The organism is Phocaeicola sp. GP0067, from assembly GCF_031119655.1.
Lineage (GTDB): Bacteria > Bacteroidota > Bacteroidia > Bacteroidales > Bacteroidaceae > Phocaeicola > Phocaeicola vulgatus.
Genome location: NZ_JAVHZY010000003.1, coordinates 238,920 through 254,574 on the forward strand (window position 1 = coordinate 238,920; position 15,655 = coordinate 254,574).

At 42.2% G+C, this 15,655-nt stretch carries 11 protein-coding genes; 2 read left to right on the forward strand and 9 right to left on the reverse strand.

Going from position 1 to position 15,655, the window contains the following annotated elements; genetic code table 11:
* Nucleotides 1–83: 83 nt before the first annotated feature.
* The 5 genes from RE317_RS04270 to RE317_RS04290 form a co-directional block, all read right to left on the reverse strand.
* Nucleotides 84–857, reverse strand: coding sequence for a LytTR family DNA-binding domain-containing protein (locus tag RE317_RS04270; RefSeq protein ID WP_005839310.1), 774 nt, complete (start codon nt 855–857; stop codon nt 84–86).
* Complete coding sequence (locus tag RE317_RS04275; protein ID WP_005851718.1) at nt 850–1,878, reverse strand: sensor histidine kinase; 1,029 nt, start codon at nt 1,876–1,878, stop codon at nt 850–852. Before RE317_RS04275 ends, RE317_RS04270 begins: the two co-directional genes overlap by 8 nt.
* 140 nt (nt 1,879–2,018) lie before the next feature.
* Complete coding sequence (locus RE317_RS04280; protein ID WP_005851717.1) at nt 2,019–3,308, reverse strand: TolC family protein; 1,290 nt, start codon at nt 3,306–3,308, stop codon at nt 2,019–2,021.
* Nucleotides 3,295–6,354, reverse strand: a complete 3,060-nt coding sequence (locus RE317_RS04285; protein ID WP_008669542.1) for an efflux RND transporter permease subunit — start codon at nt 6,352–6,354, stop codon at nt 3,295–3,297. The genes RE317_RS04280 and RE317_RS04285 overlap by 14 nt, the downstream gene beginning before the upstream one ends.
* Before the next feature lie 20 nt (nt 6,355–6,374).
* Entirely contained in the window at nt 6,375–7,421 is a 1,047-nt protein-coding gene (locus tag RE317_RS04290) for an efflux RND transporter periplasmic adaptor subunit (protein WP_032939466.1), read from the reverse strand.
* A gap of 218 nt (nt 7,422–7,639) precedes the next feature.
* Between RE317_RS04290 and RE317_RS04295 the strand changes: the two genes are divergently transcribed.
* Nucleotides 7,640–7,891, forward strand: a complete 252-nt coding sequence (locus RE317_RS04295; RefSeq protein ID WP_005839298.1) for a GlsB/YeaQ/YmgE family stress response membrane protein — start codon at nt 7,640–7,642, stop codon at nt 7,889–7,891.
* 88 nt (nt 7,892–7,979) lie between these two features.
* Here the strand turns inward: RE317_RS04295 and RE317_RS04300 are convergent, their stop codons facing one another.
* The 4 genes from RE317_RS04300 to RE317_RS04315 form a co-directional block, all read right to left on the reverse strand.
* Nucleotides 7,980–9,434: an efflux transporter outer membrane subunit gene (locus RE317_RS04300; protein ID WP_022508411.1), complete on the reverse strand. Its 1,455-nt coding sequence runs from the start codon at nt 9,432–9,434 to the stop codon at nt 7,980–7,982.
* Nucleotides 9,415–12,564, reverse strand: coding sequence for an efflux RND transporter permease subunit (locus RE317_RS04305; RefSeq protein ID WP_008669550.1), 3,150 nt, complete (start codon nt 12,562–12,564; stop codon nt 9,415–9,417). Before RE317_RS04305 ends, RE317_RS04300 begins: the two co-directional genes overlap by 20 nt.
* A gap of 12 nt (nt 12,565–12,576) precedes the next feature.
* Complete coding sequence (locus RE317_RS04310; RefSeq protein ID WP_008669553.1) at nt 12,577–13,728, reverse strand: efflux RND transporter periplasmic adaptor subunit; 1,152 nt, start codon at nt 13,726–13,728, stop codon at nt 12,577–12,579.
* 122 nt (nt 13,729–13,850) lie between these two features.
* Nucleotides 13,851–14,156, reverse strand: coding sequence for a hypothetical protein (locus RE317_RS04315; protein ID WP_224205355.1), 306 nt, complete (start codon nt 14,154–14,156; stop codon nt 13,851–13,853).
* A 233-nt stretch (nt 14,157–14,389) separates the two neighbouring features.
* Between RE317_RS04315 and RE317_RS04320 the strand changes: the two genes are divergently transcribed.
* Nucleotides 14,390–15,550, forward strand: coding sequence for a Xaa-Pro peptidase family protein (locus RE317_RS04320; RefSeq protein ID WP_005839290.1), 1,161 nt, complete (start codon nt 14,390–14,392; stop codon nt 15,548–15,550).
* Nucleotides 15,551–15,655 lie beyond the last annotated feature (105 nt).

Consider the following 15,655-nt stretch of genomic DNA (forward strand, 5'->3'; position numbering starts at 1 on the left):
GTGTGTTATCAATAAACAAGGTATATGCATTGAGGCTATCATGTTTACCGATTAGTAAGTGTTTAATCTTCCTTTTTCATTTCTTAATAATTAAGCCAAAGCTTGAATGAAGAAAGTTTTTCTTCACTGATGGTGATTTGGGCTTTGTAAGGAGGAAGGACACTGACTACTATCTTGCCATTAAAATAAGGTTCGGCATGGTCTATGGAAGCAATGCTGATAATAATCTGACGGTTGGCGCGAAAGAACTGTTCTGGGTCCAACTGTTCCATTAATTTATTCAGAGACAGGTCGATTATGTGTTCTTGTCCTTTTTGGGTGACGGCAAAAGTTATTTTATTTTCAGAATAGAAATAGGCTATGTCCGTTACTTGAAGAGACCAGAAACGGTCGGCTCCATAAATAAGGAAGCGTGTACGGTAACGTCTTTCTTTATGTTGCAGGGTATCCAGCAATGTATCCAGATATTCTTGGGGGCGGGAGATTCCTTTGTTTTGTAAAGTTTCGTATTTGATGATGGCATCGAGCAGACGTGTTTCGTCGATGGGTTTCAGTATATAATCTATGCTATTTACTGTAAATGCGCGGATGGCATATTGGTCGTAGGCAGTTGTAAAAATAATTATAGAGGAAGGATGCACGGCCGAAAGGAAATCGAATGCGTTTCCATCTGCCAATTGGATATCGAGGAAGATCAGGTCGGGTTGTGGATTATCTTTAAACCAAGCCACAGCTTCGTCCACACTGCCCGGTATAATGGTCAGTGTCCATTGCGGGCGCAGACGGGTAATCATGGAATGTAACAAACGTGCTGCTGGCACTTCATCTTCTATAATGATTGCGTTTAGTTTATTCATATGCTAAAGGTACTTTTACGGTAAACAAATTGTTTGCTTTAGTGACAATGATTCCTTCGCCGAGCAGTAGTTTGCAACGGTTGGAAAGATTATTCAATCCTACTCCCGAAGAGGTGTCATTACTCTTTTTAGGTTGGATAGGGTTACTTACTGTCAGGTAATAATTTTCAATTTCTATATTAATTTGCATAGGCTTGTTTGAGGTGATGGAATTATGCTTGATGACATTTTCTACCAGCAGTTGCAAAGTTAGTGGCGGGAGCATGGCTTCAGGATAGTCTTCGGGAAGATGACATTTGTAACTGATGCAATTTCCTAATCGGACTTCGTGAAGAAAGAGGTAGGATTTCATAAATTCCAATTCTTCGCTTAAAGGTACCAAGACTTTATCTTGACTTTGAAGGACATAGCGGTAAACGCTGGACAGATGCTTAGTGAAGCGGACTGCATTGGCGGGATTGTATTCTATTTCTGCAATCAGCGTGTTAAGACTGTTGAACAGAAAGTGTGGATTGAGTTGGTTTTGCAGGGCGGTGTAACGGGCTGTGTTATTTTCTTTTTGAAGTTCGGCAGCTTCTTGTTGCAGTTTTAATGTGTTCTGAATAGAACGGTTAGATAAAAGTAGTCCTACAATAACTAACTCCACCAACCATACCAGAAAGAGGATGCGCCAGCCGCCATTTGGGAAAATAAATATGTTGTAGGAACCTACCAGAAGTTTTCCGACAATCAATAAACTATAATTCAAAAGAAAGAACAGAAGAGTTACGGCTATATAAATGGTAATAATTTTCCAACGTTTGCGGATATTCAATGCATATTGACTGTTTAGCCAGGAACTGAGCCGCAACGTTGAGTAGCCAAGAATATTGAAGGCTGTGATGAAGAAGATAAAAGCACCTTTGGAAAATAGCATATCTGCCACATGGGGTGACAAATCGGAATAATTGGCTAGAAGAAGATAGGAAAATGCTCCTAGTCCGGAGAATAAAAGGCCATATAATGTAACATTCCATTTCATGTGAACAAAGCTACAATATTTTACAGAATAATCATAGACTGGAGAGGTGTTAAATTAATATTTTCCATTCACTATAGGTACGGATAAATTCCGTTCCTTGGTGAATGGAAGAATATGCTTTTCATGATGGTTGGTTTTATCTAATATTTGTTTAAAGCTTTCAGCAATGCGGAATAGTGTCCTTGTGCAGAAACTTTGGCTTGTACATAGTTGGTTTGTGAAATCTGCCGATAGTTTTGTGCCTCTATCATTTCCACTATTGATACTTTCCCCTCTGTATATCTTTCCAATGCCATTTGTTCGTTTTTGCGGGCTTTTTCCAATGAGTTTCTAGTTAATTGTACTTGTTCCATTGCTTGAGACAAGGATACACGGGCTGTCTGCACTTCCAGATTTACATGGTCACTTACTTGGTGCAGATTATCAGTCGCGGCACCGATCTGGAAAGAGGCTGCCCGTTTTTCGTTGCGTCGTTTCCCCCATTCAAAAATAGGTACAGATAACTTAGCATAAACGGCATAGTTGGGATCAAGGTCGGATTTAAAGTTATATCCTGGTGAAGAGTAACTTCCTTCTATGCCGACATACAGTTGCGGTTTATATTTTGAGTCAGTCAGTTTCTTTGAGCTTTCGGCTATGCCTATTTGGTCGTATGCTATTTTTAGTTCCGGTCGGTTAGAACCGTCTTGCTTCCATAACTGCTCATTCATTACGATGGAAGGAATGGTATCTTCCACTTCCGTTATTTCATGAAGTGCCGTGCCAATCAGTGAATTAAGTGCCATTCTTCCTGTTTCCAAACTGCTTTTTGCTTGGAGTAATTGGTATTCGGCTTCATTTAGTTTTACTTCTGCCATAAGCAAGTCTTGCGGGTCAACTAGTCCTGCTTCGACTCGCTCACGGATAGTTTTGGTGAGTGAGGCGATAGAGTTTCGATAGTCGGTAGCAACTTGCAGAAGTTCGGCACGGGCTACGGTATTCCAGTATTGCATATCGGTTTGGTAGCACAGGGCGGAACGAAAGTATTCCGCCTGATGTGCTGCCAGACTATGTTGATGTTTTGCCATCCGGATGGTTTCCAGCAGACGCCCGCCTGTATAGACCGGCTGTAATAGGGTAAGTGAGGCACCATATTTCATGTCCTTGCCTTCGAACGTCAGTGGGTTTTGCATACTGGGCAAGTCCAGAGTGAGCTGGATGGGGTTGCCGGTATATTGAAAGTTGGCATCACCCGAAAGTTTGGGACGCAAATCTTTTCGGGCGGCTTTTTCCAGTTCGATACTTGCAGAGATGTGTTTATCCGCCGCCTTCAGGTCGTGGTTGTATTCCACAGCCATCGACCTGTACTTTTCCAATAAATCACTTTGTTGGGAGAAAGTAGCGGACGGAACACTAAAAATAAAGATAAACAGTATATTAATTCTTTTCATAGGATGCATATTTAGAATTACTCTTAATTTTATAAAACATGGCATATAATGCCGGGGTTACGAATAACGTTAGCAATGTGGCAAACGTCAGTCCGAAAATAATAGTGGCTGCCATACCGCCGAATGCTATATCGAACAATAACGGAACCATTCCTAAAATAGTAGTGGTCGCTGCCATAAGTACAGGTCTTGTTCTTGACACTGTAGCTTCTATGATGGCGGTATAAGGTGCGATTCCATTTCGGCGCTGTATATTTATTTCATCCAGTAACACAATCACATTTTTAATAATCATACCTAATAATCCCAGCCATCCGGCGATGGGGAAGAAGCCGAAATCGAATCCGGTGAGCAGCATACCTATGGCAACCCCGATAAGGGAAAGGGGAAGGATACACAGGATAATGACCGGTTGTCTGAAGTTACCGAATAATGCTACAAGAATTACAATGAGCATCAGAAAAGCCAAAGGAAAGAACTTGGCAATGGCCTGCATCGCTTCGCCTTGGTCTTTGTATTGGGCATCCCAGAAGAAGGTATATCCTTCGGGCAATTCTATTTCTTCTATCTCTTTTCGTATTTCTCCGTGTACTTCCGCCATGGTGTGTCCCGGTTTTACTCCACACATGGCTGCCATGGATAACTGACGGTTATAAGTACGTATTTGCGGAAATTCCCAAGTGGTTTCAATTTTTTCCGTTACTTGTGACAGAGGTGCCGAATGCTCCCCGTTCCAAACAGAGAAATCCCCTAAAGATCGCTCGTCTGTAATATGAACCCCTTCCGATTTTAGTAATACAGGTACTTTCTTTTCATTATCCCGATAAATTCCTACAGGAGTTCCATCACTGATAGACTTGACGGATTGCATCATTTGTGCTTTGGTGATACCCAGTGCTCCGGCTTTTACCGGATCGTAAACAGGGCGGATCATTAAACTCATGTTGCCCCATTCGTTGCGGGCGTCCGCTACTTTGGGATTGCGGCGCATGATTTCTATTGCTTTCCCTGCCAGTGAATCTAGTACAGCAGGATCCGGTCCTAGAAAACGGGCTTCGATGACGGCTTCTGTCAAAGGGCTAAGCTCGAATTTGTTCACTTTTATCAGGGGTTCGGGATATTTCTGGCGAATGGAGTCTTGCAGTAGCGCATGTAATTCCTTTGAATCTTTGGAGGTCTTGCATTTTACCAGTATTTGTGCATAATTGGATTGAGGACCGAAAGATACATTGGATAAATAATAGCGGGGTGGCGTGCGACCTATGTAGGTAGAAACCATTTCTGTTTCTTCGTGTCCGCGTATATAGTCTGCCAGACTGCTTGCCATGCGGTCTGTTTCGTTAATGTTTGTTCCTTCGGGCAGCCACATATCTACGGTAAAGTATTGTTTTTCCAGTGCGGGTACGAATACTTTAGGAATAAATTTGAAACTCCAGGCAGAGAGTATCAGCATAATGGCCAGTGAGCCGATGGTGACCGACCGGTGGCGGAGCACCCAATGTAAAGCATTGCGGAAACGGTTGTAATATTTTCCGTCAAACAGTGCCGCTTTCAGTTCCTCGGGACGTGGGCGGCGGACAAATTCCTGTATAAAGAAAGGTGTCTGTGTCAGTGCGAACACCCAGCTGAACATCAGGGATACTCCGATAACCACGACTAATGAGGATAACAGTTCACCTGTGATATGTGGTGAATAATAGATAGGAAGGAAAGTAAGAATAGCGATTACGGTTGCTGCCAACAAGGGCAGGGCGGTAGTCGAGCAAGCCTGCATGATGGCTACACGTTTCCGCATTCCACGCTCCATATTGATTAAAGCGGAGTCTGACACAACAATGGCATTGTCTACCAACATCCCCATGGCGATAATGATGGCGGCCAGTGACATTCGCTGGAGTGCGATGCCGCAAGCCATCATGACAATGAGAGTGGCGAAGATGGAAAAAATCAGTCCGCTACCTATCAGCGTGCCATTCTTGAACCCGATGAAAAATAATAGAATGGCTATAACAGTTAAAACGGAAATGATGAGATTCAAGACAAAGCCTTGATTGGCAACGGCTGATTCATATCCTTGATCGTAGATAGAGGTCAGTTCATATCCTTCAGGCATGGATTGGGATAATTCGTCAATGCGTTTTTTCACAGCTTCTGCCATATCCACTACATTTCCGGTGGGGACGGTGGAGATGGCAATACCTATGGCCGGATTACCGTCAATGCGCATCAGATTGCTGGCAGGTGTCTGATAACTTTCTTCTATTTGTGCAATGTCGGCAAGGCGGAAATGTTCACCGGAGCGTGATACGATAGTCAGGTTTCTTATATCATCTAATGAATAAAAATTTCCAGTGGATTCAATGCGCAGCCGATTTTGTCCGGCATCAATACCTCCGGCATCCACCACTTTGTTTTGTGCTTCGAAAGCGCGGGCTATATCCGAGGTCGTAATTCCGCTTTGTGCCATGACGGATGGGCTGACAGACACGTCAATGGTAGGTGTCTGTATTCCGTAGATTTCTATTTTAGCAACATCTTTTATTTTCAATAGTTCGTTTTTGATAATCTTGGCTTCGTCTTCCAGTTCCCGATAGGTATGGCTCTTTCCAGTCAGTCCATAGAAAACTCCCAATACATCTCCAAAATCATCGTTAACAACAGATGGACCTGCTCCGGCGGGAAGTTTGCTTTGTACATCATTTACTTTACGGCGTAATTTGTCCCAAAGTTGTTGCATTTCGTCTGCCCGGATTTCCTTTTTTACATAAACGGTTATTTTTGAAAGTCCTGTTCGGTTTTCTGTTTTCAGATAATAAAGTTCACCAAGAGATTGGATGGATTCTTCCAGAACATCTGTTACTTGAGATTGTACCTCGGAGGGGGATGCTCCGGGATACGGAGTCAGTACGAGTGCTTGTTTGATGGTAAAGGGGGCGTCTTCCAGTTTTCCCATTTTGATATAGGAGAACAGCCCACCGGCCAATATCAATACCAACAGCAAGATAGTGACTGCTTTCTTCTGTAGAAAATATTTTACGAGTTTCATGATTGTTTATTTCTGTGATATTATTCGTTTTCTACACTTATTTTCATTCCATCCGATAGGAAGCGGAGCCCACTGTTTGCTACAGTTTCATCAGGATACAAGCCTTCGGTGATAGATACATAACCGTTTGGCAATAGATCCCCTTTCTTTACTTTTCTCTTAGTTACTTGTTGGGTTTTGGAATTTACTACCCATAAATAATCTCCTTCTGTAGGGCGATGGCAAAGGGCTGTTTGAGGGATGGCTGCTCCTTGGGAAAGAGTTGAAACGGAATGGGTATTTAGGCTTGCTTTACCAGACATACCTGCCAGTAATTTCCCTTCTTTATTGGGAAGTAGAGCGGTCAGCAGATAAGAGAGGTTATTGCGGGTAGTCCCTTTGGAAATTTCTATTATCTTAGCATTATATACTTTATCGGGTTGGGCGTCAAATCGTACTTGTATTGTATCTAGTGTTTGCGCTGCACGGGCAATGTCTTGAGTGACATAAATCTCCAGTTTAAGTTGGTCTATATCAATAAAAGAAATGATGGGCTGGGTTGCTTTCACGTCTTGAAATTTCTCTATATATACTTCACCCACATAACCATTGAATGGAGCGATAAGGCGTGTGTCTTCCAGTTCATAGGAAGCTGTATTGAAAGTTGTTTTTGCAGTGATATAGTCTGCTTTTGCTTTTTCATAAGTACTTGCAGAAACATTTCCTTTGTCGTATAACTTTTGTATACGTTCGAATTCCGCTTTTGCCTGATGGTAGATTGCTTCGGCACGTTCTTTACGGATGCGGAAATCGCGCGGATCTATTTCGGCTATGATGCTGCCTTGTTGGTATCGGTTACCTGCGTATACATCGAAACGGTCGATGGGACCGCCTACTCGGAAAGATAACTCGGAAGTGCGAAAAGGTCGGGCAATAAAAGAGAATTCTTTGTCACCCTGATGTGAAACTGGAACAGCTTGTGTTGTTTTTACAATAAGGTCTTGTTTTTTATCATTGCCTTCGGCAGCACAGGAAGAAAGTAGTGCGGCAAGGCTTAATAATAGCATGGAATGTACGTTTATCTTCATATTTTGTCTTTTAAGTTTGAGACAAAAATAAAGATTGAAGGGAGAACAGATGGGGAAGAAAATGCTGAAGCCGGAAAAAGAAGACCGGAAAAAGGGAAAATGCATCCTGAATAATTTTATCAATGAAGTAAAAAAAGATTTATTCAGGCAACTTTTTATACAGAATAGCTGTTTTTATCAGTAAGATGATTAACTATAAACTCTAAAGAATAAAGCGTATGTATTTTATTTGGTACATTATTATCGGAATTATTGCTGGTTTTGTTGCCGGTAAGTTGATGAGAGGGGGAGGTTTCGGTCTCTTTATTAATTTATTGGTTGGTATTGTTGGTGGTGTCCTGGGCGGCTGGGTATTCAGTTTGTTTGGTATTGCAGCAACTGGTATTATTGGCAGTCTTGTTACCTCTATTGTGGGAGCTATATTATTGTTGTGGATTGTTTCTTTGCTCAAGAGGTCTGATATTTCTTGAATTATAAGAGTAAAAAAGAACCGTCCTGACGACACGCTTGCCGGGGGCGGTTCCTAACCAAACAAATCAAAAAATATAAGTATATTAACTAATTGCTTCCACCTCCTAAGGCACGGTAAAGCATGATATGCAGTTTACAAGATTCCACATTCAGAGCGATACGTTCCAATTCACAATCCAGGAAACGTTCATCGGCCGACAGTACATCCAGATAGCCTGCGAATCCTACTTTAAACATTTCATTTGCATTATAAATAGATCGATGATGGATACGGCTTTCTTCTTCTTTCAACTTTTTGCGCTGGTGCATTTGCGATGATGCAGTAATGAGGTTTAATACTTCTTCATAGGCTTTTAATACCGTTTCGTGATATCCTAACAAAGCGATGCGTTGCTGGCTTTTCGCATCATTCCATAATGCACGTATAGTATTTTGTTTGAATATAGGTGCTGTGATACCTGCACCGAGATTGTAAACCAGGGATGCAGGAGCAGTAAACCATTTATCCAGATCAAATGCGTTAAAACCTCCGTTTCCTCCAATCACGATGGATGGGAAGAAAGCTTTTCGCGCTGCAGATACGTCGGATTTACTAGCTAATAACTCCAGTTCGGCAGCCTTTATATCCGGGCGATATTGCAAAAGTTGTGACGGGATTCCTGCATCTGTGGGAAACTCATAACTACATGCAGTTTCAAATGACACTCGTTTCACCTTGAAAGGCAGTCGTCCTAATAAGGTGGCGATGGCACGTTCCTTTTCACTTATTTGCTGTTCGTTTGCAAGCAGCATTTCTTCCAATTTAAGGCGTCGTGACCGGAATTGGTCTACAGAAAGTCGGGTTACTTCACCTTCTTTCATCAGTTCATCGGTTAAATTATAAGCATCTCTGGCTGTTAGGATGGCTTCGCGTAGCACATATCGCTGTTTATCCAGTCCTATTAATTCAAAATAGTGTGTACCTACTTCTGATATCAATAAGGTGCGTGCCAGACGCATAGCTTCTACAGACTGCATCCAGCGGGATACGGCCGATCGTTTTTTATCGGTTAGCTTACCCCATATGTCAGCTTCCCATTGAAAATTGAGTCCTAGGTTGAAATTCCGGTAGGGATCTGGAATATGTTTGTCTTTTTCTAAATCGGGAGTGTTGGTGGTGCTGTTACCAACTCCGTCCATAGTGTACTCGCCAAAACGTTGTACTCCACCATCAATGCCTAATGAAAGATCGGGCAGCAGCGCTCCTTTTCCTACTCGAACTTGTGAACGGGCAATGGATATCCGTTCTATAGTTTGAAGGAATGAATGATTGTTATTTAACGCTTCGGCTATATAACTTTGCAATAACGTATCTGGAAAAAATGTTTTCCATGACATGGAAGAGATAGTAGTGCTGTCCGTTTCCCTATCCATATAGAACTCGGGTAACTCTATCTTTTCTGTCGGAGTAAGGGAAGGGGCTTTGCAACTTACCATAATCAGACAGAAAGCTCCTATTATTAAACCTGTTTTGTTTATATTGTTATTTTTCATCTTCTTCATCATAGCTGACTTTATTACGGTTAAGATGTGCAGACCAACTCTCGAAAATAAGGTAAAGTCCAGGTACAAGGAAGATTCCTACGAATGTACCGATAAACATACCTCCGGCGGCAGCTGTTCCGATGGAACGGTTGCCCAAAGCACCGGCTCCGCTTGCCATTACCAACGGGATTAGTCCGCATATAAATGCAAAGGATGTCATCAGGATGGGGCGCAGACGGCTTACGGAACCTCTAACGGCAGCATCAAAGATGCTCATTCCCTGTTTGCGGTACTGGTTGGCCATTTCCACAATAAGAATGGCATTTTTGCCTAGCAGACCAATCAACATTACCAAGGCTACCTGGGCATAAATATTATTTTCCAAGCCTGCCAGTTGCAGGAAAAAATAAGAACCGAAGATACCTGCCGGCAATGAAAGTATGACGGGAAAAGGCAGTAACAGACTCTCGTATTGTGCTGCCAGCAACAAATAAACAAACAGTAGGCAAATACCGAAAATAAGAACGGTTTGTCCACCCGAATCTTTCTCTTCACGAGTAACTCCTGACCATTCTATATCATAACCGCGAGGTAATGTCTCTTTGGCAATTTGTTCCACTGCTTCGATAACCTCTCCTGAACTGACTCCTTCGGCAGGTTCACCTGTAATCAAGGCCGAGGTGAACATATTGTAGCGTGTAATCTGGTTAGGACCGAATATACGGTCCATCGTCATAAAGTTAGAGTAGGGTACCATATTCCCGTCCTTGTTCTTGGCATAGAACTTATACAGATCTTCAGGATTCATACGATACTCTGGAGAAGCCTGTAACATCACCTTATACATTTGTCCGAAACGAATAAAGTTGGATGAGTAGAAACTGCCGATATAGGATTGGAGTGTTTCCATGGATTCATTTAGATTTACTCCTAATTTAGCTGCTTTAGCAATATCCACTTTCAGCAGATATTGTGGAAAATTAGGATTGAATCCTGAGGTTGCTCCCACAATGCGCGGATCTTCATTCAGTTTTTCTACTAATGTATTGGCAACATCGGCAAATTCTGCAAAGCTGCCTGCTGTTTTATCTTGTAAACGAAGTTCGAAGCCGCTGGCATTACCGAATCCCGGAACTGTAGGAGGCAGGAAGAACTGAATATCCGCATCTTTGATATGCGAGGTGCGGTCTTTGTATATCTCTATAAGTTCGGCTGCTGTTTGATCGCGTTCACTCCACGGGGTGAGATTAATCATACCCATACCGAAATTGGCACCTTCCGTTTCAGTCATCAAACTATAACCTGCTAATGTGGAGATGCTTTCAATTTCTTTGAAAGGAAGCAATGCAGCTTGTACAGCGTTCAAGGCTTTTTCGCTGCGTTCCAATGTTGCTCCCGGAGGCGCATCTACATTGACATAAATCATACCTTGGTCTTCATTGGGAATAAAGCCTGAAGGAAGTACCTGGCTCATGCCGAAAGTGGCAAGGAAGAAAATAATCAGTGTGGCATAAGTGATTATTTTCCGGCTCAAATACTTGTGTAATCCGATATTGTATTTCTTTTCAAAGCGGTCGTACCGGCGGTTGAAAAAAATAAAGAAACGACGTAGCCATCCTGCTTTTTTCTTCTTTTTTCCATCAGCGGGTTTCAGTAACAAAGCACATAGGGCAGGCGAGAGGGTCAATGCGTTTATTCCTGAGATAACAATGGCTACCGCCAGTGTCAATGAGAATTGCCGATAGAAAATACCTACAGTTCCCTGCATGAAGCCCACCGGAACAAAGACTGCCGACATGACTAGCGTGATGGCAATAATGGCTCCACCGATTTCATTAATAGCTGCTACAGATGCTTTATAAGGAGAGAGTTTCTCATGATGCATCTTTACATGGACAGCCTCTACGACGACTATTGCGTTGTCTACTACAATACCTATTGCGAGCACAAGGGCGAATAAGGTCAACATATTTATGGAGAAGCCCAGCATTTCCATAAAAAAGAATGTACCGACCAATGAAACTGGTACGGCGATAGCCGGAATTAAGGTGGAACGGAAATCTTGTAAAAATATATACACCACAATAAATACCAGTATGAATGCTTCGAGCAGTGTCTTCAGTACTGACTGTATGGAGGCGTCAAGAAAGCGTGATACGTCATAGGAGATATTGTAATCCATGCCAGGCGCAAAACTGCTTTCTTTGATTTCTGCCATTTTGGTTTTAATATTTTGGATGACTTCCCTTGCATTGGAGCCGGGGCGTTGTTTGATCATAATAGATGCCGATGGCCTTCCGTCGGTCATAGAGGTCATGTTATAATCTTCAGAATCGAATTCAATAGTGGCAACGTCTTTCAGACGTAGCAGTGAACCATCGGGAAGAGCTTTCAATACAATCTCTCCATATTCTTCTGCTGTGCTGAACTTTCCGGTATATTGTAATACATATTGCAGTTGTTGGGGTAATTTGTCTGAACTGATACCTGTCTTGCCGGGTGCTGCTTCTATGTTTTGATTACGGATGGCTTCAGTTACATCTTGAGGTACCATGTTGTAGGCGGCCAGCCGATTAGGATTCAACCATACACGCATGGCATAATCACGGCTACCCATGATTTCTACCAAGCCTACACCGTCAATACGTTTTAATTCGCGCAAAATATTGATATCGGCAAAGTTATAAACAAACTTTTCGGTATGTGCACTGTCCGTACTCATGATGTTCAAGTACATCAACATACTGTTTACTTCTTTTTCTGTAATAACTCCGGCACGGATTACTTCTTCAGGCAATTCGTCTAGTACGGTAGTCACACGGTTCTGTACATTTACGGCAGCTACGTCCGGATCGGTTCCCACTTTAAAATAGATAGTAGTAAGGGACATACCGTCGTTGGTACAAACAGTGGTCATGTAGGTCATGCCGGGTACTCCGTTGATGGCACGCTCTAACGGGGTGGCGACTGTTTTAGACATCACATCGGCACTAGCCCCGGTGTATCGGGCGGTTACCGTTACAGATGGGGGTACGATATCGGGAAACTGAGTGATGGGCAGTGTCAAAATAGACAGTACGCCCAAGCAGACGATAATGACGGAGATTACTCCTGAAAGTATCGGTCTTTTTATAAATAGCTTAAACATAAACTGTCCGTTTTATTTTACGATAGGTTGTTTTAATTCAACTTCTTTTCTGATTGCTTCCATATCAATGGTATCAGTCTTGATGGTAATGCCATCTTTCATCATTTGCACTCCCTCGTATACGATGGCAGTGTTAGGAGAGAAGTCTTGTGTCACATAGTAATTATTATAGCGTTCCAGCGGTTGGAAGCTGCGTACTTTTACTACACTGGCACTATCAACGGTATATACATAGGTGAAATCTTGAATTTCGAATGTTGATTTCTGGGGAACTAGGCAGATGTTGTCCATTTGGGTCATCATACGTACTTTTCCAGTCACTCCATGTTTCAGCAGTCCGTCCGGGTTCGGAAAACGGACACGGAAGGCAATGGAGCCGGTTCCTCGTTCAAAGTCACCTTCTACTGTTTCTAATGTGCCTTTGTGGGAGTAGATGGAACCGTCTGACAAAATCAGTTCCACATTATTTTCTTCGTGCTGTTTTTGTCCGCTAAGTTGTTGGCGCTTGTATTCCAGATACTCGCTTTCGTTCACTTTATAGTAAGCAAAGATCTCGGAAATATCACTTACGGTAGTTAGTAAGCTTTGCGGATTTACCAGACTTCCCGTCTTATAAGGAATACGGTCTATGTAGCCGTCAAAAGGGGCAGTGATAGTGGTGTAAGAATAATCCATCTGTGAACGTTGCATTTGTGCTTTTGCCTGTTCCACTTTCATTTGGGCTACTTCTTTTTCTTTATTGGCTTGGTCGAGTCGGATTTTTGATAAGATTTGTTTGTCAACCAGCCGGCCTATTCTTTCGGCTTCATAATTTGCCATTTCATATTGTGCCTGTGCTTGTTTGTAATTGGCTTGCGCCTCTTTTACCGTTTCGCTATATTGGTCGGAACTGAGTTGGAATAGGGGCTGTCCTTTTTTGACTTTCTGTCCTTCGTCTACATATATTTTTTGAACAAATCCTTCCACTTTGGGCTTAATTTCTACAAACTGTATAGCTTGCACATCAGCTACATATGAGCGTGGAAACTCAATGGTTGTGGGGTGAAGAATGGTGATGGGAATGAATTCTTTGTGATGTTCCTGCTTGTTGTCCGATTGACCACAAGAGCATAGCAATCCTGTGCATGTACACAGGACCGCAATTTTCTGAAAATTACTCTTCATGAAATTACGAATACAATTTAAAAAGATTAATAATTGAGTTTGAGTAAATAAAAGATCCGGCTTGCATTCAAATCTTTCAGAATACAAGGCCAATATGTATGAATATGCTTTAATGTGACATATTAAATGCGGTACACACAAAAGATAATGTGATGATGTACCACTTTCCCCGGATTTTCACTGACAGGTGTGTAACTTTGTACCGGAACTTGGGGAATAGCAAAAAGATTGACCAGCATGTCGATAGTGCAGGGTAAAAAACGACTGTTTGGCAGTTGTGCACGTCCCGACTGGAAATAATAAGTTTCTTCTCCTCTGCTTTCTTCATTGTTGTCAGAAGGCAGGGTGGGTTGTTCCATCGTTTCTACCATAGCCAGATTGGCATCAATCAGTGGAGCGCATACATCAAATTGTACGAGTAATAACATAATTACGCATACTATTCTTACCACATATTTTTTGATACCGTTGAACATGAAAGATACTTTGTTTGTCAATTCGTTTGCAAATTTAATATAATTGAACACTGTTTTCAAACTAATCATCCAAAATTAGTGAGTTTTAATATATCCTTTCTCTTTTTTGGAACTACTATCCTTTATACTGACTGAAATCTGTTATTTTTGTACTCAGTATTTTAAATAATCAGATAATATTACTTATGTTACAACCCGAATTGAAATTTCGTCGAGATAAAATACGCTATTTAATGGCTCAACAAGGCATTGATGCTGCCCTGATAGCTTGTAATGTAAATTTGCTTTATACGTATGGTGAGATAGTGAACGGCTATCTTTATTTACCGCTTCATTCACCGGCACTTCTCTTTGTAAAACGTCCTAATAATATTGTGGGAGAATTTGTATTCCCTATTCGTAAACCTGAGCAGATAGTGGACTTGTTAAAAGAAAATGGTATACCTGTAGCTTCAAAGATAATGTTGGAAGGCGGGGAACTGCCTTATGCGGACTATATGCGTCTTGCATCTCTTTTTCCTGAATCGGAGGTCGTGGATGGAACTGCTATTATTCGTGAAGCGCGTAGCGTAAAGACTCCGCTGGAGATTGAACTTTTTCGTCGGTCGGCTGCTTTACATGCTCGAGCATATAGTAAGATTCCCGATGTATACCATCCGGGGATGACTGATCGTGAACTATCTGTTGAGGTGGAACGCCTGATGCGACTGGAAGGTTGTCTGGGAATATTCAGAGTATTTGGTCAGAGTATGGAGATATTTATGGGAAGTGTGTTGGCCGGAGATAATGCAGCTACTCCTTCGCCTTATGATTTTGCCTTAGGTGGTAAGGGATTGGACCCGTCTTTGCCCGGAGGAATGAATGGAACTTTGTTGAAAGAGGGGTATAGTGTAATGGTGGATATAGGGGGAAACTTTTACGGATATATGTGCGATATGAGTCGTGTGTTCTCCATTGGAAAATTAAATGATGAGGCTTATGCAGCTCATCAAGTCTGTCTTGAAGTGCAGGATAAGGTTGCCTCTATGACGGCGCCTGGTGTGGTGTGCGAGGATCTTTATAATGCGGCCATTGAGATCGTGACGAAAGCCGGATTTGCCGATCGTTTTATGGGGGTGTCCCAACAGGCACGTTTTATAGGACACGGCATCGGGTTGGAAATCAATGAGGCACCAGTGTTGGCTCCGCGTATCCGGAGGGAGTTGGAAGAGGGAATGGTGTTTGCCCTTGAACCTAAAATCGTATTGCCGGGAGTAGGACCGGTCGGCATTGAAAATTCTTGGGTAGTTACAGAAAACGGAGCCGGCAAACTGACCATTTGTAATGAGGAGATTATAGAGCTTTGATTCCTTGGATGTAAATATTGAAGCGGAAAAATCAAAAAAACGAAAAATTTTATGGTTCTTGTTCTAGTGTCATTGGGGGCAAAGTGAAGAACTTGAATATAAAAA

Bases quoted from the DNA above. Each gene is read 5' to 3' on its own strand.
- RE317_RS04270 (WP_005839310.1), bottom strand. From the start codon at position 857: ATGAATAAACTAAACGCAATCATTATAGAAGATGAAGTGCCAGCAGCA.
- RE317_RS04275 (WP_005851718.1), bottom strand. From the start codon at position 1,878: ATGAAATGGAATGTTACATTATATGGCCTTTTATTCTCCGGACTAGGA.
- RE317_RS04280 (WP_005851717.1), bottom strand. From the start codon at position 3,308: ATGAAAAGAATTAATATACTGTTTATCTTTATTTTTAGTGTTCCGTCC.
- RE317_RS04285 (WP_008669542.1), bottom strand. From the start codon at position 6,354: ATGAAACTCGTAAAATATTTTCTACAGAAGAAAGCAGTCACTATCTTG.
- RE317_RS04290 (WP_032939466.1), bottom strand. From the start codon at position 7,421: ATGAAGATAAACGTACATTCCATGCTATTATTAAGCCTTGCCGCACTA.
- RE317_RS04295 (WP_005839298.1), top strand. From the start codon at position 7,640: ATGTATTTTATTTGGTACATTATTATCGGAATTATTGCTGGTTTTGTT.
- RE317_RS04300 (WP_022508411.1), bottom strand. From the start codon at position 9,434: ATGAAGAAGATGAAAAATAACAATATAAACAAAACAGGTTTAATAATA.
- RE317_RS04305 (WP_008669550.1), bottom strand. From the start codon at position 12,564: ATGTTTAAGCTATTTATAAAAAGACCGATACTTTCAGGAGTAATCTCC.
- RE317_RS04310 (WP_008669553.1), bottom strand. From the start codon at position 13,728: ATGAAGAGTAATTTTCAGAAAATTGCGGTCCTGTGTACATGCACAGGA.
- RE317_RS04315 (WP_224205355.1), bottom strand. From the start codon at position 14,156: ATGTTATTACTCGTACAATTTGATGTATGCGCTCCACTGATTGATGCC.
- RE317_RS04320 (WP_005839290.1), top strand. From the start codon at position 14,390: ATGTTACAACCCGAATTGAAATTTCGTCGAGATAAAATACGCTATTTA.